We start from the raw sequence: 24,101 nt of genomic DNA on the forward strand, positions 1-24,101 counted from the left end.
CGTTCGCGCTAACGCGCTCCGAGCTGCAACGCGCGTCGTCACTTGTGCTGCGACCTCGGGCGGCTTGCTCGAATGGCCGCGGCGAGATGGTCACCGTGGTTGCGAACTTCCCGAGACCCGCACCTTTCCCCAGCTGGAAGATGCGAGACTCGAGGCAAGCCCGCGGTTGCCCTCAATGCACGACTCGAAGCGGGCCTGCGGTTCCCGTCGATACGCAAGGCGGCTAGGGGTTGCCGTCGATGCGCGACTCGAAGCGTGGCTCGTGATCGCCTTGCGGGAGCGGTAGAAGACTGTGCGCATAAGCCCGCGAAGCGGGGCTCTGAAACATCCCCGCGAAGCGGGGAAGAAAAAAACAAAACGCTCTCTCGGCCGGCCGCGGCGAAGCCAGCGGCAAGGCTACTCGCCGACGCGAATAACTAGAGCGTCGATCTGCGCCTGCCGCAGCTTGCTCCGCGTTTCTTCGAGCTTCTGCAAGTTAGTAATCGGCCCGACGCGCACCCGGTGCCAGGTATCTTTATCGATGGTCACTTTCTGAACCTTCGACTCCACGCCCTGCAGGGCGATCAACGCCCTTACGCGATCCGCATCTTTGAAATTACGGAACGACCCCGCCTGCAAAATATAAGCACCCGGCTTTTCCACCGGGCCAGCGACGACCGCCGGCGCGGCACCGCCGCGCGCATCCTGCTCAGGGATGACGACTTCGTATTTGGGCAGCATTTCGTAGAAGTCGAATTGCTGCGTCTCCGAATCTTCCTGGGACGCGGGCGCCGGCTTGGTCTGCCCCTTCGCCTCGTCGCGGATCATGGGCGCGGCGGTTTGCTGGGAGGCTAAGCGCGCCTCGGTGCGGCGGTCGAAGAGATAGACGCCGAGCGCGACGGCGAGGCCGAGCGCGAGGCCGCAGACGAAGCCGGCCATGCCGGACAGCCCGGACGAGCCGGTGCGACGCTTGGAATGTTTGTAGTCCTTGGCCATCAGACAGTGGAATCAGCAGCTCGAGCAAGTAACGTTTACCAGCGCGCAAGTTTGCGCTGGTCTGTCATTCCTCGCCAGCTGTCGCCGTCTTTTTCGATTCCATCTTCTCGGGCGCCGACACGCCGAGCAGTTTGAGGCCGTTTTCCAGCACCTGACGGGTCGCCGCGACCAGGTTCAGGCGGGCGTTACGCAGCTTCACGTCGTCAATGATGAACTTGTGCGCGTTGTAGTACGCGTGGAAATCGCCCGCCAATTCGCGCAGGTAATGCGCGAGCTGATGCGGCTCGAGATCGCGCGCGGCGTTTTCCAGCAGCTCCGGATAGTAGGTCGCGCGGCGGATCAGCGCTTTCTCGTGCGGCTCGGAGAGCCGATCGACGTTGGCCTCGCCGATGTCGCGATCGTGCGTCAGGCCTTTCTCCTGCAGCTGACGGAACACGCTGCAAACGCGCGCGTGCGCCATCTGCACGTAGTACACCGGGTTCTCTTCGCCCTCAGCCAGCGCGAGATCGATGTCGAAGACGAACTCCGAATCGGCCTTGCGCGAGACGAGGAAGAAACGCACGGCATCGCGGCCAACCCAGTCGATCAAATCACGCACCGTCACGTAGGAGCCCGCGCGCTTGGAAATCTTCACTTCCTCGCCGCCGCGCATGACCTTCACCATCTTGTGAAGCACGTAGTCGGGATAACCCTTCGGGATACCGACGTTCAGCGCCTGCAAGCCCGCGCGCACGCGCGAGATCGTGCCGTGATGATCGGTGCCCTGAACGTTGATGGCGCGGAAGAAACCACGCTGCCACTTGGTGACGTGATACGCGACGTCGGGCAGGAAGTAGGTGTATGTGCCGTCCGACTTACGCATGACACGATCTTTGTCATCGCCGAAGTCCGTGGTCTTCAGCCACAGCGCGTTGTCCTTCTCGTACGTGTGGCCGCTCGCGATCAGGCCCTGCACGGTCGAATCGACCTTGCCGTCGCTGTACAGGCTCGACTCGAGGTAATACGTGTCGAAGCGCACGCCGAACTTCTGCAGATCCATGTCCTGCTCGTGTCGCAGGCAGGTGACGGCGAAGCGGCGGATCGCATCGAGATCGTCGATCTTGCCGTTCGCGCGAATCGGCTCGCCGTCGAAGGCGTGCACGGTCTTGCGCGCGAGGAAGTCATTCGCGATGTCCTGGATGTACTCGCCCGCGTACCAGCCTTCCTGCCATTCCGGATCGCCGGGCTTGTGGCCACGCGCACGGGCCTGCACCGACAGCGCGAGGTTCTGGATCTGCACGCCGGCGTCGTTGTAGTAGAACTCACGGCTGACCGGATGACCCTGCGATTGCAACAGGGCCGCGAGCGCATCGCCGAGCGCGGCTTGCCGGCCGTGGCCGACATGGAGCGGGCCCGTGGGATTGGCCGAGACGAATTCGACGACGACGCTCTGCCCGGCGCCGCGCTTGTTGTAACCATAGGCCACGCCGAGATCGAAAATGCGCGAGATCTCTTGCTGGTACGCCTGCGGCGACAGATGGAAATTGATGAAGCCGGGGCCGGCGATCTCGATCTTGCTGACCAGTTCGCCGGTAGGAATGCAATCGACGATGGCCTGGGCGAGCTGCCGCGGGTTCTTGCGCGCGGGTTTTGCCAGCTGCAACGCAATGTTTGTCGAGAAATCGCCGTGCGCGGGGTCGCGTGTGCGCTCGACATCCACGGTGGGATGCACATCCGCAGGGAGAATGTCGGGCGGCAGACAGGCCAACGCGGCCTGCACGAGGCGTTCGATCTGGTACTTCACAAAGAGCAGGGGAGAGTGATGTTCGAGACAGTGTACTCAACTCAACTCGGCCGCATCTACATCGATCGACCAGCGCACGCGACGGGCCTCCGGGAGCATGGGAAGCAGGGGCAGCCAGCCGCTAAGAAACTTCTGCAATGGCGAGTGGCTGGGCGCGCGTATTAGTAGCTGGGCGCGGAAGCGGCCGGCGCGGCGTTCCATGGGCGCGGGCGCGGGGCCGAGCAGCTTCACGCCGCGAACCGGGAAGTCGACCGCGAGATCGTGCGCATCTTGCAGGAATTTCAGCGGCGCCTGCTGATCGGTCGCCTCCGCGCGCAGCAGCGCGATCCGGGCGAACGGCGGCCAGCCGCTTTGTTCACGTTCTGTCAACGCGCCCTCGGCAAAAGCCGCGTAGCCGCCCGTCAGCAGTAATGTAAGCAGCGGATGCTCGGGATATTCCGTCTGAATCAGCACTTCGCCAGGACGATCCGCCCGACCGGCGCGGCCGGCGACTTGCACGATGGTTTGGGCGAGGCGTTCCGGTGCGCGAAAGTCCGTACTGAACAAGCCCTGATCGGCGTTCAGCACCACCACCAGCGTGACCTTGGGGAAGTCATGGCCTTTGGTCAGCATTTGCGTGCCGACCAGAATGCGGATTTCGCCGCGGTTCACGCGCGCCAGCGTTTCTTCCAGCTCGCCCTTACGGCGCATGCTGTCGCGGTCGATACGCGCCATCGGTGCGTTAGTAAACAACTGCTGGATCGCCTCTTCGATGCGTTCCGTGCCTTGCCCCACGGGCTTCACGTCGGCGAAGCAGTTCGGGCAGCCGGGCGGCAGAGGTTCTTGCGAACCGCAGTGATGACAGACGAGATCGCGGCCACGCGCGTGCACGGTCAAATGAGCGTCACATCGGCGGCAGTGAGCGGACCATCCGCAGTTTGGGCAGAACAGCACGGGCGCGTAGCCGCGGCGGTTGATGAACAGCATCACCTGTCCACCGGCGTCGAGATGACGCTGAATGGTCATCACGGTGGGCGTGGCGATGCCCTGAGTCGCGCCATGCTTGCGCAGATCGACCAAGGCGACCTGCGGCGGACGCGCGCTGCCGGCGCGGTACGGAAGGTGCGAGAGCGTTTCGGGTTGTTTCCGGGCGCGTGCCAATGTTTCCAGCGACGGCGTCGCCGAGCCGAGCACGACCGGAATGCCCAACCGCTGTGCGCGCACCAGCGCCAGATCGCGCGCCGAATATCGAAAGCCGTCCTGCTGTTTGAACGAGCCATCGTGCTCTTCATCGATGATGATGAGGCCCGGGTGGAGCAGCGGACTGAAGATGGCCGAGCGTGTGCCAATGACGATGCGAGCCGTGCCTTCGCGCGCGTCTCGCCACGCGGCCAGGCGCTCGGTGTCATTCAAACCAGAGTGAAGTACCGCGAGGGGCGCGTCGAAGCGTCCACGGAATCGCCCGATCAACTGCGGTGTGAGTGCGATTTCGGGCACGAGCACCAACACCTGCTGGCCGCGCGCGAGAACCGACTCGATCACTTGCAGATACACCTCGGTCTTGCCGCTGCCGGTCACGCCGTAAAGCAAGTGGGATGCGAAGGTACCGAGCGTTTTCTGAATTCGCTCAACCGCGGCGGCCTGCGCTTCGTTGAGCGGCGGCCCTTCTCGCACGACCGAGACGGGCGGTATCTCATCGGTCTTCTCGCGAGCGAATTGCTCGACGAAGCCGCGCTCTTCGAGATTGCGCAGGGCTGAGGACGGGCTCTCTGTCGCGTTCAGAATCTCGGAAGCGGGCGCGTGCTCATGCTTCGTGAGGTACTCTGCGATGGCGCGCAGACGAATCGAGCGCGCGGGCAGCTTCGCGAGTGCTTCCTCACGTCCCAGTGCCGTGAGTCGCCAAAGAATCTGCTCTTCGCGAATGGGCGCGCCACTTCTGAGCAGCACGGGCATCGCGGAGGTGAGCACTTCGCCAACCGGATGGCGGTAGTACTCCGCGGCCCAGGTCAGTAGCGCGAGTAAATCGGGTGAGAAAGTCGGCTCGCTGTCGATGACTTCGAACGCCGCGCGCAGTTTGTTTGCCGGAACTTCGGTTTGATCTCGGCCTTCGACGACTACGCCAACCACGCGGCGACGACCGAACGGCACCCACACTCGAAAGCCGGCGCCGACCGTGACGTCCGCGGGCGCGCGATAATCGAACACTTGCCGCAGCGGAGTGTCGATGGCGACCGCCAGATACGGGGTCCGGTCTATGCACAAAACCTGTGGACAACTCTGTGCATTGTTTGGGGTGAAGCGACTCAAGTGCTCATTCCACGGACGAGTTTCGTCAGTGCTCAATTTTTAGACGCGGTTCACAGCACGCTTAGTCAACCGCGCGCAGTCGACAGCGTTGCAAGCAGAACGGTCGTTACGAAGGTGCCTGGAGTATATGGGGCTCTTTGCTACCCTCTGCGCAGCGGGCGATGCCCCGCCTGCCGTGGAGGAACAGTCTCTGGATCAGCTGCGCACGCTGGATCGCTTTCTCGTTAGCGTCGAGAAGCGTGCGTTCCGGATCGCCAGGATTGCCGTGCGTAACGACGACGATGCGCTGGATATCGTACAGGACGCGATGCTGCAGCTGGCGCGTCGCTACGCCCAGCGACCCGCCGGGGAATGGCGGCCGCTGTTCTACCGAATTCTGCAAAACCGGATCCGGGACTGTCAGCGTCGCCGGAAGGTGCGCGCCAAATTGATGAGCTGGCTGCCGGGGTGGAAGGCCGAGGAGGATGAGGTCGCCGATCCCTACGAAGGCGTGGCCGATGCGCGCCCGCAGCCGCAGGATCTGCTCGCGACCGACCAGGCCATGGCCAAGCTGGAGCACGCGCTCGCCGGGCTGCCTGGCCGACAGCAAGAGGCGTTCATGTTGCGTAACTTCGAAGGCATGGATGTCGCGCAAACCGCTGAGGCCATGGGCTGCAGCGAAGGCAGCGTCAAGACACACTACTCACGCGCGGTCCACACACTACGCGAGCAGTTGGGAGCTGCATGGTGAACACCCCCGATCCCCTCGAAGAGCGCAGTCGCGAGCTGTTTGACGACAGCGTCGAGCGCCTCGATGCGCGCACCCGCTCGCGGCTGAATCAAGCCCGGCAGCAGGCGCTGGAGGAAGCAAAGAAGGGTCGGGTCCGCCGCTATTGGCTCGGCGCACCCCTCGGCGGTCTGGCCGCGGCCGCTCTGATCGCGGTGATCGTGATTCGCAGTGGCGGAGAAGCCGTGGCGCCAAGCGGCGAGAATGCCAGCAACCTGTTAGATGACTTCGATATCGTGGCTGATGCCGACAGTTTCGAGCTGATTCAGGACGTGGAGTTCTACTCCTGGCTGGCCGATCAGAGCGAAAACCCCGGCTGACCATGCTCAGGATGCTGTTCTTAATGGGCTGGATGCTATTGGGCGCGATCACGCAGGCGGCCGACGAGATCGAGCCGTTGGATGCCGATTTCCTCGAATATCTCGCCAACATGGAGGATGAAGACGACGATTGGACGCTGCTCGAAGATGCCCCGCGCAAACCCACCGAGCGCGAGCAGGCCAGCAAGGCCGAAGCGCCGAAGCCAAGCAAAGAGGCGGCAAAACCTGCCGTGGATGAGCGATGACCAGCCGGTTGATGTGGGTCCTGTCCCTGATGCTGAGCGCCTTGCTGCTGGCGGCGACGCCCGCACGCGCGGCTCAGACGGGCGGCGCGGGCGTGAGCTGGCAGGAGCTGTCTCCCGAGCAGCAGAAATTGTTGGCCAAGTTCGAATCGCGCTGGGCCGATCTGCCCTTGGCGCGGCAGCAGTCGCTGGCCAAAGGCTCGCAGCGCTGGCTGAGCATGCCGCCGGAACAGCGGCAGCAGGCCAAGCAGCGGTTTCAGCGCTGGCAGTCGCTGGACGTGCAGCAGCGGCGCGAGATGCGCCGCATGTTCAACCAGTTCAAGAAGCTGCCGCCCGAGGAGCAAGCGCGCATCCGTAACAACTTCCAGCGCTTCAAAGATCTGCCGCCCGAGCAGCGGCAGCAGCTCCGCAAGCAGTTTCAGCAGCTCACACCGGAGCAGCGTCAGCGTCTGAAGGAGCGGCTGCGCAAGCAGCCATGACCGGCCAGTTCGCGAGCTGCTTCGGCGGCCACTCCCACGCGTTCAGCTGCATGGCCTCGCTCGCGCCGATTCGCGCGGCGGCAATGAAGATGTCCGGACGAGGCTGAAACACCGCCGCGCTCCAGCTCGACGCTGTGGGCACGCGACCGCGCCACTCACCGTCGTCCGTCCAGAAAACGCAATGACGAAGCGCATCGACCAGGTTCAGCTGCAAAGCCTTCGCGAACGATTCCTTCAACGTCCATAACGTATAGAACAGCGCCTGCCGCGATTCAGGTGCCGCGGATTCGAGCGCGCTTACCTCGCGTTCATCGAAGGCAAAGCGCGCGAGTCGGAGCACATCGCGCGCTCGATTGATTTCCAAATCCACGCCGATGCGCGATCCGGTAGGCGCAATCAACAGTGCCGCGTGCTCCGCGCTGTGGCTCATGCTGTGCGCGGCCGAGCCGACATCCGCAATGGCGAGTAGCGCGCGACTGACCTCGAAGTCCGCGCGTCGTCGCGCGCCATGAGCGCCAGCGAGCCGCGCTCGGTCAGCCTCGGACAGCGTCGACGGATCGAAATGCGCACGCGCGGTTGGAAATGCCAGCCAGAGCGTCAGACGAGTGTCCGCCGCTGCGCGATTCAGGCTGAAGGGATTGGCCGTTAGCGCATGTAGGTTGCCGTGCATGACTACGGCATCATAATTCCTCCCCATGAACGCCGAACCGCAACTCGCCAACGAAGCCGCCGACGCCGCCACCGGCCGTCGTGACCGTCGGGACTTCTGGTACTGGCGGCTGTTCATGACCGGATTCAGCTTTTCCCTGTTCGGCCTGGGGGCATTAATCGTCGGCGCGGTGCTGCTGCCGATGGTCAAGCTCATCCCGGCCTCGCGCGAAAAGAAGCGCAATCGGGCGCGTGCAGTCATGAGCGGGGCGCTCCGGTTCTTCATCGGCGTCATGCATCGGGGCGGCGTGTTGACCTACGAGGTCCACGGTCGCGAGCGCCTCGGTCGATTCGGCCAGATGGTCGTGGCGAATCACCCGACGCTGATCGATGTGGTCTTTCTGCTGGCATTCATTCCAACCGCAGGTTGCGTGGTCAAACAGGGGTTGTGGCGCAACCCGTTGACGCGCTGGGCGGTGACCATGGCGGAATTCATTCCCAACGACCAGACCGCGAGCATGATCGAAGGCGCCGCCGATGCCTTGCGCGACCGTCAATCGCTGATTTTCTTCCCTGAAGGGACGCGCACCCGCCCCAACGAGCCCATGGTGTTTCACCGCGGAGCCGCCAATGTTGCCCTACGCGCAGCGAATGAGCTCACGCCTGTCTACATCCGCTGTCAGCCAACCACGCTGACTAAATCCGAGCCGTGGTACCGGATTCCGGCCCGGCGGCCGCATTTCAGCCTGGTGGTCGGCGAAGACCTGGACTTAAGTCCCTACCGGAATACGCCGTTACCGCTAGCATCACGGGCCTTGAACGAGGCCATGCACCGGCATTTTCAGCAGGAATTAGCGCGCCAGCGGCCGGGACGAGCGTAAGACCGTCCGACAGCCGGCGCGGCTGTACGGTGTGTGTGCCCCGAATTAAACTGCGCGCCGAGTTCACGGACCGGTGAAGCGCGCGTAGACGGGCTTAGACACCGAGTCGCAGGCCACCGATCCCCAACAGAGCAGTTCATGCAGTCGCAAGATCAAATCCTCGAACGCATCCGCCAGACGCTGGTCGAGCTGTTTGAGCTCGAGCCGGCCCGGATCACGCCCGAGGCGCGCCTGTACGAGGACCTGGAGATCGACAGCATCGATGTGGTGGACCTGATGGATGAAGTGCAGAAGCACACCGGCCGCAAGGTCACACCGGAGGACTTCCGTTCCGTGCGCACGGTCAATGATCTGGCGGCAGTCGTACAGCGGCTGCTGCATGCCTGACGCACGCCGCGGTTGAGATCGAGCCATGCTTCCTCCGGCCAAGTTCAACACCAAATTCGCCGTGTGCGTGGTCGTGCCCGTGTACAACCACGAGCATGCGATCGGCACTGTGGTGAGCCGACTGCGCGAGCAGGGCTTGCCGGTGATCCTCGTTGACGATGGCTGCAGCCCCGCGTGTGCGCGGGTGCTGGATCAGCTCAGTGAATTGCCCGAGGTCACGCTGATCCGTCATGAGGTCAATCGTGGCAAGGGCGTGGCAGTCATCACAGGCTTCCGTGGCGCCGCCAAGCTCGGCTTCACTCATGCGATTCAGGTCGACGCCGATGGTCAGCACACGCTGAGCGACGCGCGTCGATTCGTCGAAGCCGCGCGCGAAGCGCCCGACGCCGTGATCTGCGGTCGCCCCGTGTTCGACGCCAGCATTCCGAAAGCGCGCTACTACGGTCGCTATCTCACGCACGGCATGGTCTGGCTGCAGACTTTGTCGTTCGACATCATCGATTCGATGTGCGGTTTCCGTTTGTATCCGCTCAAGACCACGCTCGCGCTGGCGGACTCTCAGCACATCGGCCCGCGCATGGATTTCGATTCGGAGATCATCGTGCGGCTGCACTGGCGCCAGGTGCCGATGCGCTGGATCGATACGCGCGTGTCCTATCCCATCGACGGCGTGTCTCATTTCCGCATGTTCCTGGACAACGTGCGCATGACCTGGCTGCACATCCGAATGACGCTCGGCATGTTGATCCGCTTGCCCGTGTTGCTGTGGCGAAAGATCGCGCGGACCAAGCCTGCGGCCGAGGTGCAGGAGCAGGAGCGCGATGCGAATGCTTGACGCTCATGCGCCCTGAAATGCGAAAAGAGGGCGCGATCAGCGCGAGCATCGACGTCACCGTGGCTTTTCACGACATCGACATCATCGGTGTCATGTGGCACGGCCACTATCTGAAGTATCTGGAAACCGCGCGCTGGGCTCTGATGGACCAGCTCGACTTCGGCTACGACACGATGGCGGCGTCCGGTTACGCCTGGCCCATCGTGGAAATGCATGTGAAGTATCTGCATGCCGCGCGCATGGGTGATCGGTTGAATGTGCGCGCATCGCTGGTCGAGTGGGAAAACCGGATCACGATGAACTATCTGGTGACGCGCGCCGACGATCAGGAACGCGTGGCGCGCGGCAAGAGCGTGCAGGTGGCGGTGGATGCCAAGACCCACGCTTTGCAGTTCGAGACGCCCGAGCCGTTGCTCGCTCGCGTACGTCAGGCATTGATGAGGAATGAAATTGGAACGTGACGTCATTGTCATTGGCGCGGGCCCGTCCGGCGCAATCAGCTCGGCGCTATTGAAGCAGCGGGGCTGGAACGTGCTGGTGCTCGAAGGCCAGCGTTTCCCGCGCTTCTCCATTGGCGAGAGCCTGCTGACGCATTGCCTGGATTTCGTTGACGAGGCCGGCATGATGCCGGCGGTGGAACGCGCCGGCTTTCAGTTCAAGAATGGCGCGGCTTTCGTGCGCGGCGATGAGTACGGCGATTTCGACTTCAGCGACAAATTCACCAAGGGTCGCGACTCCACTTTTCAAGTGCAGCGTGCGGCGTTCGACAAAGTGCTCGCCGACGAAGCGGAGAAGCAGGGCGTCGAGATTCGATATGAAACTCGGGTGACTGCCGTCGACAACAGCGGAGCCAAGCCGCGCGTGCGCGCCGTCGATGCCAAAGGCGTCGAATATGAAGTCGAGGGCAAGTTTCTGCTCGACGCCAGCGGCTTCGGCCGCGTGTTGCCGAAGCTGCTCGATCTGGAAACGCCATCGAAGTTTCCGGTGCGCAATGCTGTGTTCACCCACGTGGCCGATGGCGCCGCGCCCGATGCTTTCGATCGCAACAAGATTCAGGTGATCGTGCACCCGGGGCACCGCGATGTGTGGTTCTGGCTGATTCCGTTCGCCAATGGCCGCTGTTCGCTGGGCTGTGTGGCGCGCAAGGAGTTCTTCGACACCTATCCGGCGCAGCTCGAAGAGCGCTTGAAAAAGCTGGTGAGCGAGGAGCCGTTTCTAACTCGCGTGCTGGCGAATGCAACTTGGGATACTCCGGCACGCGAGCTGACCGGCTACGCTGCCAATGTGAAGTCCATGCACGGCAAAGGCTTCGCGCTGCTCGGCAATGCCGCCGAGTTTCTGGATCCAGTGTTCTCGTCGGGCGTCACCATTGCGATGCGCTCGGCCAGCATGGCCGCGGGACTGCTGGATCGGCAGTTGCGCGGAGAGACAGTCGATTGGACCAACGATTTCGAGATTCCGCTGCGCAAGGGCGTGGACACATTCCGTGCTTACGTCAAAGCGTGGTACGACGGTCGCTTCCAGGACATCATGTTTGCGAAAACTCAACCGCCGGGCATTCGCGCCATGATCTGCTCCATCCTGGCCGGTTACGCGTGGGACCAGAGCAATCCGTTCGTGGCCGAGCCCGAGCGTCGTCTCGACATGGTTGCCAAGCTCTGCGCGGCGTGAGGAAGACTTTGGAACAACGTGATGTCATCGTGATTGGCGCCGGCCCGTCGGGCTCGATCGCCTCTGCATTGCTGAAAAAGCGCGGCTGGGACGTGCTGGTGCTCGAAGGTCAGCGGTTCCCGCGCTTCTCCATCGGCGAGAGCTTGTTGCCGCACTGTCTGGACTTTGTGGAAGAGGCGGGCATGTTGTCCGCGGTCGAGAGCGTCGGCTTTCAGTTCAAGAACGGCGCGGCCTTCCTGCGCGGCGATGAATATGGCGCGTTCGATTTCTCACAAAAGTTCGGCGACGGCCGCGACTCGACCTTTCAAGTGGCCCGCGCCACGTTCGACAAAGTGCTCGCGGACGAGGCGGAGAAGCTGGGGGTCGAGATTCGCTACGAGACTCGCGTTACCGCTGTCGACGTGAGCGGCGACAAGCCGCGCGTGCGAGCCGTCGATGTGACGGGCAAGGAATATGAAGCCGAAGGCAAGTTCCTGCTCGACGCCAGCGGTTTCGCGCGCGTGTTGCCGAAGCTGCTCGATCTCGAAACTCCCTCGCCCTTCGCGCCGCGTAATGCGGTGTTCACGCAGGTTGCCGACGGCTCCGCGCCCGACGCGTTCGATCGCGACAAGGTGCAGATCGCCATTCATCCGCACAACCGCGACGTGTGGTACTGGTTGATTCCGTTCTCGAACGGCCGCGTTTCGATCGGTTGCGCGGCGACCCCGGAATTCTTCGCGAAGTATCCGGAGCAGTTGGATGACCGGTTGAAAGCGCTGGTGAAAGAAGAGCCGTTCATGGCGCGCGTGCTGACCAATGCCGTGTGGGACACGCCGGTGCGCGGCATGTCGGGCTACTCGGCGAATGTGAAGTCCATGCACGGCAAGGGGTTCGCGCTGCTGGGGAACGCGGCGGAATTTCTGGATCCGATCTTCTCCTCCGGCATCACCATTGCGATGCGCTCGTCCAGCATGGCCGTGCGCGTGCTGGATCGTCAGCTGCGTGGCGAAACGGTCGATTGGACCAATGAATTCGAGCGGCCGCTGCGTAAGGGCGTCGACACGTTCCGCGCCTACGTCAAGGCGTGGTACGACGGTCGCTTCCAGGACATCATGTTCGCGAAGAATCAGCCGGCCGGCATCCGCGGCATGATCTGCGCCATCCTCGCCGGTTATGCGTGGGATGAATCCAATCCGTTCGTGGCTGAAGCCGAGCGCCGCCTCGACATGGTTGCTAAGCTCTGCGCCGCATGAGCGACACGATTCTCGTCACCGGCTCCAGCCGCGGTATCGGCCGCGCCATCGCGCTACGCGCGGCGGCGGACGGCTTCGATGTCGTCGTGCATTGCCGGTCACGGCGTGATGAAGCCGAGGCGGTCGCGGGCGAGATCAAAGCGCTGGGCCGTCAGTCGCGAGTCCTGCAGTTCGATGTTTCCGATCGCGCCGCCTGCGCCGACGCCCTGGCCGCCGATATCGGCGCGCACGGGGCTTACTATGGCGTCGTGCATAACGCGGGCATTCATTCGGACGCCGCGTTTCCCGCAATGACAGGTGAGCAGTGGGATGGCGTCATCCGGACCAATCTCGATGCGTTCTACAACGTGCTCCAGCCCTTGATCATGCCGATGGTGCGTCGACGCGCGCCGGGTCGCATCGTCACCTTGGCTTCGGTTTCAGGAGTCGTCGGTAATCGCGGCCAGGTGAACTACAGCGCCGCGAAAGCTGGCGTCATCGGCGCGACCAAGGCGTTGGCGGTCGAGCTGGCGAAACGAAACATCACGGTCAATTGCGTCGCGCCGGGGTTGATCAGCACCGAAATGGTCGACGAGAACGTGCCCATGGAAGACATCCTCAAGGCGATTCCCGCCCAGCGCGCCGGAACGGCAGAGGAAGTCGCCGCTGCGGTAACGTTTCTTTTATCGCGCGATGCTTCGTACATCACTCGCCAGGTGCTCTCGGTCAACGGAGGACTGTGCTGATGCGTCGTGTGGTGGTCACCGGCATGGGTGGACTGTGCGGGCTCGGCACGAACTGGCCCGAGATTCACGCCGGGCTGCGTGCGCGCAAGAACGCGATTCGCACCATGCACGAGTGGGATCGCCACAAGGACATGAACACCCGGCTGGGCGGCCCCATCGAATTTACTCCGCCGGCGCATTGGACTCGCAAACAACTGCGTAGCATGGGTCGAGTGTCGCAACTCGCGGTGCGTGCTGCTGAGCTGGCGATTGCCGACGCCGGGTTGACTGGATCTCCCATCATTGCCAGCGGCGCGACCGGTGTTTCCTCCGGCTCGTCCACGGGCAGCACTGCGGACATCTCGGCTTTTGCCGCCATGATTTTGCACGCTGACTCGAGCGGGCTGAACGCGAACTCGTACGTTCGCATGATGCCGCACACGACCGCGGCCAACGTCGGCATCTTCTTCGGCGCGAAGGGCCGGATCATTCCGACGTCGAGCGCTTGCACGTCCGGCAGCCAGGGCGTCGGCTACGCGTACGAGGCCATCAAGTTCGGCCGGCAGGATGTGATGATTGCCGGTGGTGCCGAAGAACTGTGCCCCACCGAGGCGATGGCATTCGATACGTTGTATGCGACGAGCCGTCGCAACGATCAGCCGCACACGACGCCGCGTCCTTACGACCGCGACCGCGACGGTCTGGTGGTCGGTGAAGGCGGGGCGATGCTGATCCTCGAAGAGTTGGAACACGCTCAGCGGCGTGGTGCCCGCATTCATGCGGAGCTCGTCGGCTTCGGCAGCAATTCCGACGGCGTGCACGTCACCAAGCCGGAAGAGACGACGATGCGCGTGGTGATGGAGCTGGCGCTGCAGGATGCCGGCATTTCGCCTGATGTCGTCGGCTACGTGAACGGTCACGGCACGGCGACCGAGCATGGCGATATCGCCGAAACCCGTGCGACCTCCGCGTTGTTCGGTAAGCGCATGCCGCTCAGCTCGCAGAAGAGTTACCTGGGCCACACGCTCGGCGCCTGTGGCGCGCTGGAAGCCTGGTTCAGCATCGAGATGATGAACGCCGGCTGGTTCGCGCCGACGCTGAATCTGGACAACATCGATCCGCGCTGTGGCGAGCTCGAATACATCACCGGTGAAGGCCGCGGCATCAGCACCGAGTACGTGATGAACAACAACTTCGCGTTCGGTGGCGTGAACACTTCGATGGTGTTCAAGCGCTGGAAGTGAGTCGCCTGCAGTGACCACTTCCGGGACGGACACGCTGCCGTTATTTCTTTCGTCGAATGCGCAGCGACCCATTGCGTGGCGTCGTGGCGCGCCGGTTCCGCTCTCCGAATTTCAGACCCACGTCGCCTCCGTAGTCGCCGGCCTGCCGAAACATGCCGCGCCGGCGGCGATGATCAATCTCTGCGAGGACCGTTACAAATTCCTCGTTGCTTACGCCGCGGCATTGAGCGTCGGTCACACGGTGCTGTTGCCGTCGTCGCGCGCCGATCAAGTCGTGGCCGACGTGGCAAGCGCCAATGCGGGGAGCTATCGCATCGATGATGACGCGGTCGACGCGGCGCTGGCGCAAGCTTCCACCGATTCGATCAACGAACGCATTCCGGCCGACATGACGGCCATGATCGGCTACACCTCGGGCAGCACGGGTCAGCCCAAAACATTTCCGAAGCTCTGGCGCACCGTGAACGGCAGTAACGCGCGCAACGCTCAGTCGATTCGCGCCGCGATTGCCGATAAGACGTCGACGGTGTGGGCGCTCGCGACCGTTCCGCCTCAACATATGTACGGCATGGAGATGAGCGTGCTGTTGCCGTTGGTCGGCGACATGGCCGTTCATGCCGGCCGGCCGTTGTTCCCAGCCGATATCGCCGCCGCGTTAGCTGAGATTCCGCGACCGCGCGTGCTCATCAGTACGCCGGTGCATTTGCGCGCCATCGTCGGTTCCGACCAGCAGTTTCCTGAAGTCGATGTGATCGTCAGCGCCACGGCGCCGCTGGATCAGCCGCTGGCTGCCGCAGTGACCGCGAAGCTCGGCGGTGAAATGGTTGAAATGTTTGGATCCACTGAAACTTGTGTATTCGCCAGCCGGCTCACCGCCAAAGAAGAGCAATGGCGGCTTTACGACGGTGTGCAGTTGGAGCCGCGCGACGACGGCACGCTGGTCAACGCGCCCTGGTTCGTCGAGCCGGTGTTGTTGCAGGATATCGTGGAGCTGCAGCCGGGCAATCGCTTCGTGGTGCGCGGGCGTAGTTCCGACATGATTGAAGTCGCCGGCAAGCGCGCCTCGCTGACCGATCTCACCAAACGGTTGCTGGCCATTCCGGGCGTGCAGGAAGCGGCGGTGTTTCAGCCCGATGCCGACGCGGTGGGCACGATTCGACGGGTCGCCGCGCTGGTCGTGGCGCCGACGCTCACGGCGCGTGAAGTGTTGGATCAGCTCGCCGCTGGCGTCGACAGCGCATTCCTGCCGCGCCCTTTGCTGATTGTGGATAGCCTGCCGAGGAACGAGCTGGGCAAGCTGCCACGTGAGAATTTGTTAAGAGCCCTGCGGCGAGAGTGAGATCGCCTCGATCTCGAGCAGCAACTCGCGACGGCAGACATCGGCCGCCACGAACAGAATCTCGCTGGTGGGATAGAGCTGGCGCAGGCGTTCGGCGATGCGCGGCGTGAGTGCCGGGTCGCGGACATACACTTTCAGCAAATCCCCGCGATTTGCGCTCCGGGGACGCCGGACATGCGGTGCGAACGAGCTGAGATTCCGGATCGTCTCCTCGAGCTGTTCCATCGCATCGTCGTGATGTTGGGAATGATGGCCGACGATGCTCGCCGTGCCCGAAATCAGCAAAGTATCGTCCGGCGCAATCAAGGCCCGCGCGAACACAGGGCTCACCGGCCCGTGCACCCGGGGATAGTGATATGCGCTGACCTGCCGGGGATTTTCCAGCGATTGACCCGCGACCGTTCCTGCCAGCCAGAACACCTGCAGGATATGGTCGGAGTGATGCTTGCCGATGGCGGTCGCTGAGGGGTAGCTCTGAGACACCTCGCCCAGGCCGCGACCGCGTCCGACATTGAACTGACGATAGCGCTCCAGATCGCCCGAGCCCTCGTTGATCGCGTCCATGTAATTCCACATGCGCAGCAGATGGGGAAACCCTGACTGCTGCTGGAAACGGCGGATCGCGGCATAGGCGCGCTCGGCTGTCAGCAGAATTCCGCCATGCTCGCGCTCGTCCAGCTCTACGACCGCGAACAAATAATGACCGTCGTGGGCATAACGCACCTGACAGGGGGGCGACCCCGCGCCATCGGACCATTGACCAGTGTGGACCGGTCCGGTCGCAAACCATAATTCCGCCCCAGGTGTCGGAGCCGAGTTCGCAGCGTGCAGCGGTTCCAGTCCCACATCGATGGTCAGCCCGGCGGGCTGGCCAGTCCCCGCAGCCTTCGCCTCCGAGCGCAGCCGCGCCCCGAAACGGATGGTCGCCAGCACCCCGGCGGGTAGCTCGCCGAGGCGGTCGAGCGGATGATAGGCAACGCGCAGGGCGGTGGCGGGGAGGGACTGGGCTGGTTGCTCGCCAGAACTGCTGCGCATCACGTCGTCAAATTACTGGTTGGTTGGGGGTTGGAAAACGTGCGCGCCATTCGAAGCTCGCGCGGGCCGGATGATACACTTCGCGCCCCGCGGTTCGCCGCTCCAACGTCGCAAATCAGCCTTTCGTACCAGGGCCTGTTTCGTTCATGTCAGCAACCCAATCCGCGGGTGAGCGCGAGCTCGCCGAACTCATCGTTACCGCACTCAACCTGGAAGGCGTCGTGCCCGGGGATATCGATCCCGAAGCGCCGCTGTTCAAGACCGGGCTGAGCCTGGATTCCATCGACGCGCTCGAGCTCGCACTGGAAATCTCCAAGCGCTACGGCTTTCAGCTGCGCTCGGACGATGAAAACAATGTGCGTATTTTCAGCTCACTGCGCTCGCTGGCCGCACACATCGCAACCCATCGCGTGAGCGCCTGAGGCGGCGCCGATCGCAACGGAATTGATTTGGCAATCGTGTAACAACAGGGAGACGACAAAATGAATCGCACCCAGCGGGCTCGTTGGTGGTCGGGTTTGTTGCTGCTGCCGTTACTGGCGTTGCTGATGGGCGCGCGGCAGGTGCCGTTGGTCGATCCGGAGCCGTTCGCGGTGCCGGCCGGCCTGAGCGAAGCCAAGGTGGTCAAGGCCATCAAGGTGGCGCTGGTGGGCCGCCAATGGGAAGTGACCGAGGAGCACCCGGGCAAGATCATCAGCACGCTTCACTTGCGCGAGCACATGGCCAAGATCAGCATCGATTACGACGCCAGCAAGATCGCGATCCGTTACCTGGATTCGGGCGAGCTGATGTACGCGCAGAAGAAGGGCGTCACGGTGATCCATCGGAATTATCTGAGCTGGATCCAGAATCTGGTGAACGACATCCAGCGCAACATGGTGCTGGTGGCCGACGCCTCCTGACGACTTTGGACAGATGCAATCCCGACCTCTGAGAATCACTGCTTACACACTTTGCTCCGCGGTCGGGGATGGACGCGCGGCGACGCTCGCGGCACTGCGTGAGCGTCGCTCCGGTCTGAGCAAGAACGATTTCGGTCCTTCGCCCATCCATACCTGGATCGGGCGCGTTGCTGGGCTCGAAGAACAGGAGCTGCCAGCCGAGCTCGCCGATTGGGACTGTCGTAACAATCGACTCGCCTGGCGCGGCCTGGCCACTGACGAATTTCTCACGGCGGCCCGTGAAGCTCGCGAGCGCTATGGCGCCGACCGCGTGGCGGTCGTCATGGGCACGTCGACATCGAGCATCGGTGCCAGCGAAGACGCTTATGCGCGCCTCGATCCCGATGGCCGTTATCCGGCCGATCTGCGTCGCCCCATCATTCATACGCCGCATTCGCTGGGCGATTTCGTTCAGCACGCGCTGGGGCTCACCGGCCTGAGCGTGACGGTCGCGACGGCGTGCTCTTCCAGTGCCAAAGTGTTCGCGCAAGCGGAACGTTTGATTCGCGTCGGGCTGGCCGATGCGGCCATCGTCGGTGGTGTGGACTCGCTGTGTGGCAGCGTTTTGTTTGGTTTCAATTCGCTCGAGCTGGTGTCGCCCGAGCAATGTCAGCCGTTCGATGTGCAACGTCGCGGCATCAATCTGGGTGAAGCGGCCGGGTTCGCCTTGTTGGAAAAACAGGCACAGCAAGGCGCATGGTTGCTGGGCTATGGCGAGTCCAACGATGCGCACCACATGTCGACGCCGCATCCCGAAGGTCTCGGCGCGCGGCTCGCTCTAAAAGATGCGCTCAGGCGTGCGGACTTGCAGCCCGAGGACATCGATTACATCAATCTGCATGGCACCGCGAGCCAGAAGAACGATGAAGTCGAAGCGAAGATCGTCGCCGATCTGTTTCCTGCCAGCACCTGCGCCAGCTCCACTAAAGGTTGGACCGGTCACACGTTGGGTGCCGCCGGCATCGTCGAAGCGGCGATCAGCCTGATCGCGCTCGAACATCAGCTGTTGCCGGGTACGTTGAATTTGCGAGTGCCCGATCTGGCCTGCGGTCCGCAGATCCAGCGTGACAACGTGCAGCGCAAGGCGAGCCATGCGTTGAGCTTTTCGTTCGGCTTCGGCGGCAGCAATTGTGTGCTGGCGTTCGGGAGAGATCGATGACGCTCCGGGTCGCGATCGAAGGCATTTCTTTCTGGGCCCCGCGTCTGCCGGGCTGGGATATCGCACGCGCCGTGATTCTCGGCGAGCAAGCGCCGCCCGAAACGCCGAGTCCTCGTCCGTCGCCGACGCTGCTTGCGCCGACCGAGCGGCGGCGCGCTCCCGATACGGTGGCTGTCGCGCTGGAAGTTGCGGTTCGTGCGTGCGAAGCGTCCGGACGTAAACCGTCGGACTTGCCGTCGGTGTTCGCCTCGACGCACGGCGATCTCGCGATCAGCGATTACATGTGCTCGACCTTGGCGACCACGCCCACGTTGATCTCGCCGGTCAAATTCCACAATTCCGTTCACAACGCGGCGGCGGGTTACTGGAGCATCGGCACTGGCAGCCTCGCGCCGTACACCGCGATCAGCGCTTACGAATCCACCTTCGGTGAGGGCTTGGTTGAGGCGGCCACTCAAGTCGTTTGCGAGAATCGGCCCGTGTTGTATGTCGCGTTCGATATCGAAGCGAAGGGCGCGCTCTCCACTATGGCGCCGAGCCGCGGCTTGTTAGGCGCCGCGTTGGTGCTGGCGCCGGTGATTCAATCGCAGCAGCAGCGCAGTTTGATTCTCACGACCGAGTCTGTTGCCGAATGCCAGCCGACGCCGGCGCGGTCCGCGGCAGCGCCGTTGGTTGCTGACAATGCGCTCGCCCCGTGTTTGCCGTTCTTCGAAGTGCTGGCGAGCTCGAGCCCTCGCACGCTGTGCCTGGCGCTGAGCCGGAACACAGCATTGAATGTCCAAGTGAATTAAAACAATGAACGCATCGACCGAAGCCCCCAAAGTGGATGTCACCATCCTGGGCGGCGGACTGGCAGGACTGACGCTCGCCATTCAATTGCGCCGGCAGTTTCCTTCGCTGTCGATGCGGATCATCGAGCGTCGCCGGCATCCGGTGCCGCCGGCCGCGCACAAGGTCGGCGAGTCGTCGGTGGAAATCGGTGCGCATTATTTCGATACGGTGCTCGGGCTCAAAGAACATCTGATGAGCGCGCAGCTGAAGAAATTCGGCTTCCGCTTTTTCTTCTCCGAAGGTCGCGAAGACCTGGATAACGTCACCGAGCTGGGCGCGAGTCGTTATCTCTCGACGCCGAGTTATCAGCTCGACCGCGGCTTGTTTGAAAACTATCTCGGCGAGCACGTGCGCGAGCAGGGCGTCGAGTTCCTCGATGGCGCGGTCGTGCGTAGTTTCGACGTGGGCACGCAGGGCGCAGAGCATGTCGTGCGCTATGAAGTCGACGGCGCGCACCACGAGGTTCGTTCGCGCTGGCTGATCGACGCGTCGGGTCGCGCGGGCCTGGTCAAGCGCAAGCTCGGCTTACAGCAGGACAATGCGCATAACGCCAACGCCATCTGGTTCCGCATCGGCACCAAGATCGATGTGGACGAGTGGTCGTCGGATGCGACCTGGCTGAATCGGTGCGATCCGCCGTACCGCTGGCTGTCCACCAATCATTTGTGCGGCGAAGGCTACTGGGCGTGGTTGATCCCGCTGGCGTCGGGCTCGCACTCTGTCGGCATCGTCTGCGACGCCGTCACTCATCCGCTTGAGACCATGAATACATTCGAGAAGTCGCTCGAGTGGTTCCGCGTGCATCAGCCGCGGCTCGCGCGGGAGCTCGAAGGCAAGCAGCACCTGCTGCAGGATTTTTGTTTCCTGCGCAATTTCTCTTACGGCTGCAAGCAAGTGTTCTCGGGCGACCGCTGGGCGCTCACGGGCGAGGCCGGCGTGTTCCTCGATCCGTTCTATTCGCCCGGTAGCGACTTCATCGGCATCAGCAACACGTACATCACCGATCTGATCGCGCGCGATCTGCAAGGCGAGCTGATCAATGGCCGCTCGCATGTGTATCAGCAGCTCTACTTCTCGTTCTACGAGAGCACGCTGTCGCTCTACACGAATCAATACGCCATGTTCGGCGATCCGGAAGTCATGCCGGTGAAGGTGATCTGGGACTACACGTACTACTGGGGCGTGCTGTGCCAGCTGTTCTTCCAGCGCCGGCTGACCGATCTGGCCAACCTGAGCCGGCTCTCGGATCATTTAAATCATTCGCGCGCATTGAACGTGGCCATGCAGAATTTCATGCGCGAATGGTCGAAGCTCAGCGCTCGTCGTAACGACGCGGTGTTGCTGGATCAGGCGTCACTGCCTTGGTTCGCGGAATTGAATCGCGGCTTGCGTGACGAGCTCGATGAGGAAGGATTCCGTGCCCGGGTCATCGAATACACGGGTTTGTTGAATTCGCTCGCGGCCGAAATCATCGAAAAAGCATGCGGTGAGCATCCGTCACTCGACGCCACCGAAGCGCGCAAGCTGTTGAGCGCAGTCCCGGCAACTGTCTCGGAATCGCTGCTTTTTACGAAGGCAGCTTGAGCAGCACGGCGGCGCGACCTTCCGCCGCCACTTCGCCGTTGTGAGTGATCTTGAAGCTGTACTGCTGGCTGGATTCCGCCGACTGCAGACAGATCGCCTCGACGCGTAGCGCACCCTCCAGACCGTCGATGTAATCGCAGGCGAAGGTCACGGATCTCAGCGCGACCAGCATGCCGGGTCGCGCCTGCCTGGGTGCAGCTCTCAGCGCGCCGTGCACTGCCATCGCTTGTGCGCCGTATTCGCACAGATGAACCGCGCGCAGTTTGCCGTCCACACGCAGCGGGTTTTCAAGATCGCGATGCGAAGCGGTTTCCAGAACGATGCGCGTGTCGTCCCATTCGACGATGTGCTCCCACAGGCACATGCCACCTTGGTGAGGAATCAGCGCTGCGATGTCTTCACGTGCCATGGCTGGGAGCGGCGGGTCGGGTCAGGAGGAGGGCGAGCACGAAATTAGAAATAACGCCGATCGACACCGTCAAGCCCAGTGCTCGAAGCACCGGCAGCGAGGACAGCGCGAGCAGGGCGAACACCATCAGTGTCGAGATCGAGCATACGAGCAGCGCATGCAGCGTGCGCCGCTGCTCCATGGGATCGTCGGCCGCGTGCTCGAAGAACAGGGCGTAGTCGAGGCCCAGGCCGGCGGCGAGGATCAGGGCGATCAGATGAAACAACGTCATCGACACGCCCGCGGCCTGCAGAATGCCGATGATCAGCAAGGTGGTCAGCGCCATCGGCGCAAGCACACGATAAACGCGCGAGGCCTGGCGCAACGAGACCATTACGACGCCGACCAGCAGCACGGCGGCAATCGCCAGGCTCCACAGAATCTTGATGCGCTGATGGGTCACGAGTGTTTCTGACGCGTCCTTCGTGTCCAGCAGCGTCACGCCTTCTCCGGCGGCAGCCGCGAAGCGCTCGAGGGCGGCGACATCTTCAACACCGCTGAAGGTCACGAGCGCGGTGGTCCGTTGGGCGGCTTTGTCTGTTCCTTTGGCGTGCTGAGTCAGCAGCATTTCGACGCTCACGCCGAGCGGCGAGTCGCGCAATTGATCGACGGTCAGCAAGCGCAGGTGACGCGCCTTCTCCACATCCTCGAAGAACGGCTCGAACACATCGGGTCGGAACGGAGTGTCTTTGACAGCTGCGTCGACATCGGCACGCAGCGTCGCGGGCTCGGGCAAGCGCGCCTGTCGTTGACGCTGCTTCTCCGCCGTCGGAACGTAGCGCGCGGCGTGGTCATAGCCGGTGATCGCACCGTCGGCGACCAACTTCTGCAGCGGCTCGTCCAACTGTTCCAGCTTCTTCAGCGCGTATTCGGTATCGGCGGCGTTGATGACCAACAGATACCGCACATCGGGTGTGCCCAGTTCGTTACGCAATGCCTGGTCCTGGATCAACAGCTCTTTCGGCACCGGGGTGAGCTTGCTCAGATCGCTTTCCCACATGGGCTGAGGGGCGAGCGCCATGGTGCCGATGGCAAGAACGATCAAGGCCACGCCGGCCCAGCGCGGACGAGGCAAACGTTCCATCCGTTGCCACAGTTTGCCGAGCCACGCCGAGTCGCCGAAGTCGCGACCCTTCGTATCCATCAGCACCGGTAGGCCGAAGCGTGTTGTCAGGCCGGCGACAGCCAGGCCCGCCACTGTGAAGCACGCGAGCTGCGCCAGACCGATGACTCCTGAGAGCAGGAATGTGCCATACGCGATACAGGTGCTCGCGACACCCGTCGCAAGCGTTGGCCACAACTCGCGAGCCGCTTCGTCGGGCGACCGGGTGGTGTGAGCATGGCTGAGCAAATGAATCGGATAATCCTGCGCGACACCGATCAGCGTGAAGCCGAAGGCCAGCGTGATGCCGTGGACTTCTCCGAATAGCGCGCTCACGGCCGCGAGGCCCGCCAAGCCCGCGCTAGCGAGTGGCAGCGCGCTCAATATAACGGTGCCGACGCTTCGATAAGCGACGAGCAACAAGATAATCATGCCGACCGTCGCGCCCGCGCCAAGCAGCGTAGCTTCGCCGCGAGTCCGCTCCTCCATCATCACGGAGAATTTGCCGGCGCCGCTGAAGGTCAGCGTCACACCATCGTCGCGCTTCAGTCGCTCGCCTTCGGCATTCAATTGTTCGACCGCGAGGCGTTGCTGATCGGGATCGAAGGCCGCAGCGCGCGTTTGGGCCAGCAGCAGTGCGCGCTTGCCTTCGCGATCGAACCAGACATCGAACAGCCGGTTGGGCTCCTGCATCGGCTGCCAACGTTGCAAGACCTTCAGCAATTCGAGGGTCGGATCGCGCGGTAGCCACGGTTCAAGAAAGGCGCCCGCGGGTGATGCTAAATCACGCGCACGTTCCTGCAGCTCCGAGTGCAGATACTTTTCATCGAGCGGCCGTTCGTCCAATGTGGTCGACAACAAATATCGATACGCCAGCAGCTCATCCGGCACGCTGTCGAGAGAAATATCGCCATTGGTGACGATGCGGAAGTACGGGCTCGACTGCAGATTCTCGACCAGCGTGCGCGACGCGTCGGCAAGCTGCTCCGGTTCCGCGCCTTCCAGCGAGATCACCATCACTCGCGATGCCGGGCCCTCGCCGATCTCCTCTAACAACAACTGTTGTTCAGGTGTCGTCGGGCTCGGAAGAAACAAGCGCAGGTCGGTGCTGACTTGCAGTTGCCGCTGTACGAACCACGTCAGCCCCGCCAGCAACACCAGCCAGACGAACAGGATCAGTAAAGCCGAGCGAGTGAGTTTCATGCGCGA

25 protein-coding genes are annotated in these 24,101 nt (G+C 62.9%); 18 read left to right on the forward strand and 7 right to left on the reverse strand.

The window, feature by feature from the left end:
• Positions 1–396 precede the first annotated feature (396 nt).
• From ACFPN2_RS15865 to ACFPN2_RS15875, 3 genes are all read right to left on the reverse strand, one after another.
• Complete coding sequence (locus ACFPN2_RS15865) at positions 397–918, reverse strand: SPOR domain-containing protein (protein WP_380598151.1); 522 nt, start codon at positions 916–918, stop codon at positions 397–399.
• A gap of 121 nt (positions 919–1,039) precedes the next feature.
• Complete coding sequence (argS, locus tag ACFPN2_RS15870; protein WP_380598153.1) at positions 1,040–2,758, reverse strand: arginine--tRNA ligase; 1,719 nt, start codon at positions 2,756–2,758, stop codon at positions 1,040–1,042.
• Positions 2,759–2,794: 36 nt separating this feature from the next.
• Positions 2,795–5,044 carry a primosomal protein N' gene (locus tag ACFPN2_RS15875; protein ID WP_380598155.1) on the reverse strand — a complete coding sequence of 750 codons (2,250 nt, stop codon included), beginning with the start codon at positions 5,042–5,044 and terminating at the stop codon, positions 2,795–2,797.
• Positions 5,045–5,219: 175 nt separating this feature from the next.
• Between ACFPN2_RS15875 and ACFPN2_RS15880 the strand changes: the two genes are divergently transcribed.
• Genes ACFPN2_RS15880 through ACFPN2_RS15895 form a run of 4 tightly spaced genes read left to right on the forward strand, consistent with a single transcriptional unit; the run spans position 5,220 to position 6,851 of the window.
• Positions 5,220–5,774 (forward strand): RNA polymerase sigma factor, encoded by a 555-nt coding sequence (locus ACFPN2_RS15880; RefSeq protein ID WP_380598157.1) that lies wholly within the window; start codon positions 5,220–5,222, stop codon positions 5,772–5,774.
• Positions 5,768–6,130, forward strand: a complete 363-nt coding sequence (locus tag ACFPN2_RS15885) for a hypothetical protein (protein ID WP_380598159.1) — start codon at positions 5,768–5,770, stop codon at positions 6,128–6,130. The genes ACFPN2_RS15880 and ACFPN2_RS15885 overlap by 7 nt, the downstream gene beginning before the upstream one ends.
• A 38-nt stretch (positions 6,131–6,168) precedes the next feature.
• A complete protein-coding gene (locus ACFPN2_RS15890) occupies positions 6,169–6,375 on the forward strand; it encodes a hypothetical protein (protein ID WP_380598161.1) in 207 nt (68 codons plus the stop codon).
• A complete protein-coding gene (locus ACFPN2_RS15895) occupies positions 6,372–6,851 on the forward strand; it encodes a DUF3106 domain-containing protein (RefSeq protein WP_380598163.1) in 480 nt (159 codons plus the stop codon). Before ACFPN2_RS15890 ends, ACFPN2_RS15895 begins: the two co-directional genes overlap by 4 nt.
• Here ACFPN2_RS15895 and ACFPN2_RS15900 read toward each other — a convergent pair.
• Positions 6,799–7,521, reverse strand: coding sequence for a 4'-phosphopantetheinyl transferase family protein (locus tag ACFPN2_RS15900; protein ID WP_380598165.1), 723 nt, complete (start codon positions 7,519–7,521; stop codon positions 6,799–6,801). The genes ACFPN2_RS15895 and ACFPN2_RS15900 overlap by 53 nt on opposite strands.
• 115 nt (positions 7,522–7,636) lie before the next feature.
• On the opposite strand from ACFPN2_RS15900, the gene ACFPN2_RS15905 reads away from it, so the two are divergent.
• The 9 genes from ACFPN2_RS15905 (at position 7,637) to ACFPN2_RS15945 (ending at position 15,792) form a co-directional block, all read left to right on the forward strand.
• The gene (locus tag ACFPN2_RS15905; RefSeq protein WP_380600148.1) at positions 7,637–8,380 is read left to right on the forward strand and encodes a lysophospholipid acyltransferase family protein; all 744 of its coding nucleotides are present in this window, start codon (positions 7,637–7,639) and stop codon (positions 8,378–8,380) included.
• A 138-nt stretch (positions 8,381–8,518) separates the two neighbouring features.
• Positions 8,519–8,767, forward strand: coding sequence for an acyl carrier protein (locus ACFPN2_RS15910; protein WP_380598167.1), 249 nt, complete (start codon positions 8,519–8,521; stop codon positions 8,765–8,767).
• Positions 8,768–8,792: 25 nt separating this feature from the next.
• On the forward strand, positions 8,793–9,602 hold the full coding sequence (locus ACFPN2_RS15915; protein WP_380598169.1) for a glycosyltransferase family 2 protein: 810 nt from the start codon (positions 8,793–8,795) through the stop codon (positions 9,600–9,602).
• 17 nt (positions 9,603–9,619) lie between these two features.
• Positions 9,620–10,063 (forward strand): acyl-CoA thioesterase, encoded by a 444-nt coding sequence (locus ACFPN2_RS15920; protein WP_380598171.1) that lies wholly within the window; start codon positions 9,620–9,622, stop codon positions 10,061–10,063.
• Complete coding sequence (locus tag ACFPN2_RS15925) at positions 10,047–11,273, forward strand: NAD(P)/FAD-dependent oxidoreductase (protein ID WP_380598173.1); 1,227 nt, start codon at positions 10,047–10,049, stop codon at positions 11,271–11,273. Before ACFPN2_RS15920 ends, ACFPN2_RS15925 begins: the two co-directional genes overlap by 17 nt.
• An 8-nt stretch (positions 11,274–11,281) precedes the next feature.
• The gene (locus tag ACFPN2_RS15930) at positions 11,282–12,505 is read left to right on the forward strand and encodes an NAD(P)/FAD-dependent oxidoreductase (protein ID WP_380598175.1); all 1,224 of its coding nucleotides are present in this window, start codon (positions 11,282–11,284) and stop codon (positions 12,503–12,505) included.
• Positions 12,502–13,230, forward strand: a complete 729-nt coding sequence (gene fabG, locus ACFPN2_RS15935; RefSeq protein WP_380598177.1) for a 3-oxoacyl-ACP reductase FabG — start codon at positions 12,502–12,504, stop codon at positions 13,228–13,230. The genes ACFPN2_RS15930 and fabG overlap by 4 nt, the downstream gene beginning before the upstream one ends.
• On the forward strand, positions 13,230–14,453 hold the full coding sequence (locus ACFPN2_RS15940; RefSeq protein ID WP_380598179.1) for a beta-ketoacyl-ACP synthase: 1,224 nt from the start codon (positions 13,230–13,232) through the stop codon (positions 14,451–14,453). Before fabG ends, ACFPN2_RS15940 begins: the two co-directional genes overlap by 1 nt.
• A gap of 10 nt (positions 14,454–14,463) precedes the next feature.
• Positions 14,464–15,792, forward strand: a complete 1,329-nt coding sequence (locus tag ACFPN2_RS15945; RefSeq protein WP_380598181.1) for an AMP-binding protein — start codon at positions 14,464–14,466, stop codon at positions 15,790–15,792.
• Here ACFPN2_RS15945 and ACFPN2_RS15950 read toward each other — a convergent pair.
• Complete coding sequence (locus tag ACFPN2_RS15950; protein WP_380598183.1) at positions 15,769–16,827, reverse strand: chorismate transformation FkbO/Hyg5 family protein; 1,059 nt, start codon at positions 16,825–16,827, stop codon at positions 15,769–15,771. The two genes, ACFPN2_RS15945 and ACFPN2_RS15950, sit on opposite strands and share 24 nt — an antisense overlap.
• Positions 16,828–16,973: 146 nt before the next feature.
• Here ACFPN2_RS15950 and ACFPN2_RS15955 point away from each other — a divergent pair, with 146 nt between their 5' ends.
• From ACFPN2_RS15955 to ACFPN2_RS15975, 5 genes are read left to right on the forward strand one after another with little or no spacing between them, the layout of a single operon-like run.
• A complete protein-coding gene (locus ACFPN2_RS15955; protein WP_380598185.1) occupies positions 16,974–17,249 on the forward strand; it encodes a phosphopantetheine-binding protein in 276 nt (91 codons plus the stop codon).
• Between the two features lie 60 nt (positions 17,250–17,309).
• Positions 17,310–17,729, forward strand: coding sequence for a hypothetical protein (locus ACFPN2_RS15960; RefSeq protein ID WP_380598187.1), 420 nt, complete (start codon positions 17,310–17,312; stop codon positions 17,727–17,729).
• Between the two features lie 13 nt (positions 17,730–17,742).
• The gene (locus tag ACFPN2_RS15965) at positions 17,743–18,927 is read left to right on the forward strand and encodes a beta-ketoacyl-[acyl-carrier-protein] synthase family protein (protein ID WP_380598189.1); all 1,185 of its coding nucleotides are present in this window, start codon (positions 17,743–17,745) and stop codon (positions 18,925–18,927) included.
• Positions 18,924–19,718, forward strand: a complete 795-nt coding sequence (locus tag ACFPN2_RS15970; RefSeq protein ID WP_380598191.1) for a beta-ketoacyl synthase chain length factor — start codon at positions 18,924–18,926, stop codon at positions 19,716–19,718. The genes ACFPN2_RS15965 and ACFPN2_RS15970 overlap by 4 nt, the downstream gene beginning before the upstream one ends.
• A gap of 4 nt (positions 19,719–19,722) precedes the next feature.
• Complete coding sequence (locus tag ACFPN2_RS15975; protein ID WP_380598193.1) at positions 19,723–21,342, forward strand: NAD(P)/FAD-dependent oxidoreductase; 1,620 nt, start codon at positions 19,723–19,725, stop codon at positions 21,340–21,342.
• On the opposite strand, the gene ACFPN2_RS15980 is transcribed toward ACFPN2_RS15975, so the two are convergent.
• Positions 21,326–21,751 carry a hotdog family protein gene (locus ACFPN2_RS15980; RefSeq protein WP_380598195.1) on the reverse strand — a complete coding sequence of 142 codons (426 nt, stop codon included), beginning with the start codon at positions 21,749–21,751 and terminating at the stop codon, positions 21,326–21,328. The two genes, ACFPN2_RS15975 and ACFPN2_RS15980, sit on opposite strands and share 17 nt — an antisense overlap.
• Positions 21,741–24,095 (reverse strand): MMPL family transporter, encoded by a 2,355-nt coding sequence (locus ACFPN2_RS15985; protein ID WP_380598197.1) that lies wholly within the window; start codon positions 24,093–24,095, stop codon positions 21,741–21,743. Before ACFPN2_RS15985 ends, ACFPN2_RS15980 begins: the two co-directional genes overlap by 11 nt.
• Between the last annotated feature and the right edge of the window lie 6 nt (positions 24,096–24,101).

It is taken from the genome of Steroidobacter flavus, from assembly GCF_042651805.1.
Taxonomy (GTDB): domain Bacteria; phylum Pseudomonadota; class Gammaproteobacteria; order Steroidobacterales; family Steroidobacteraceae; genus Steroidobacter; species Steroidobacter flavus.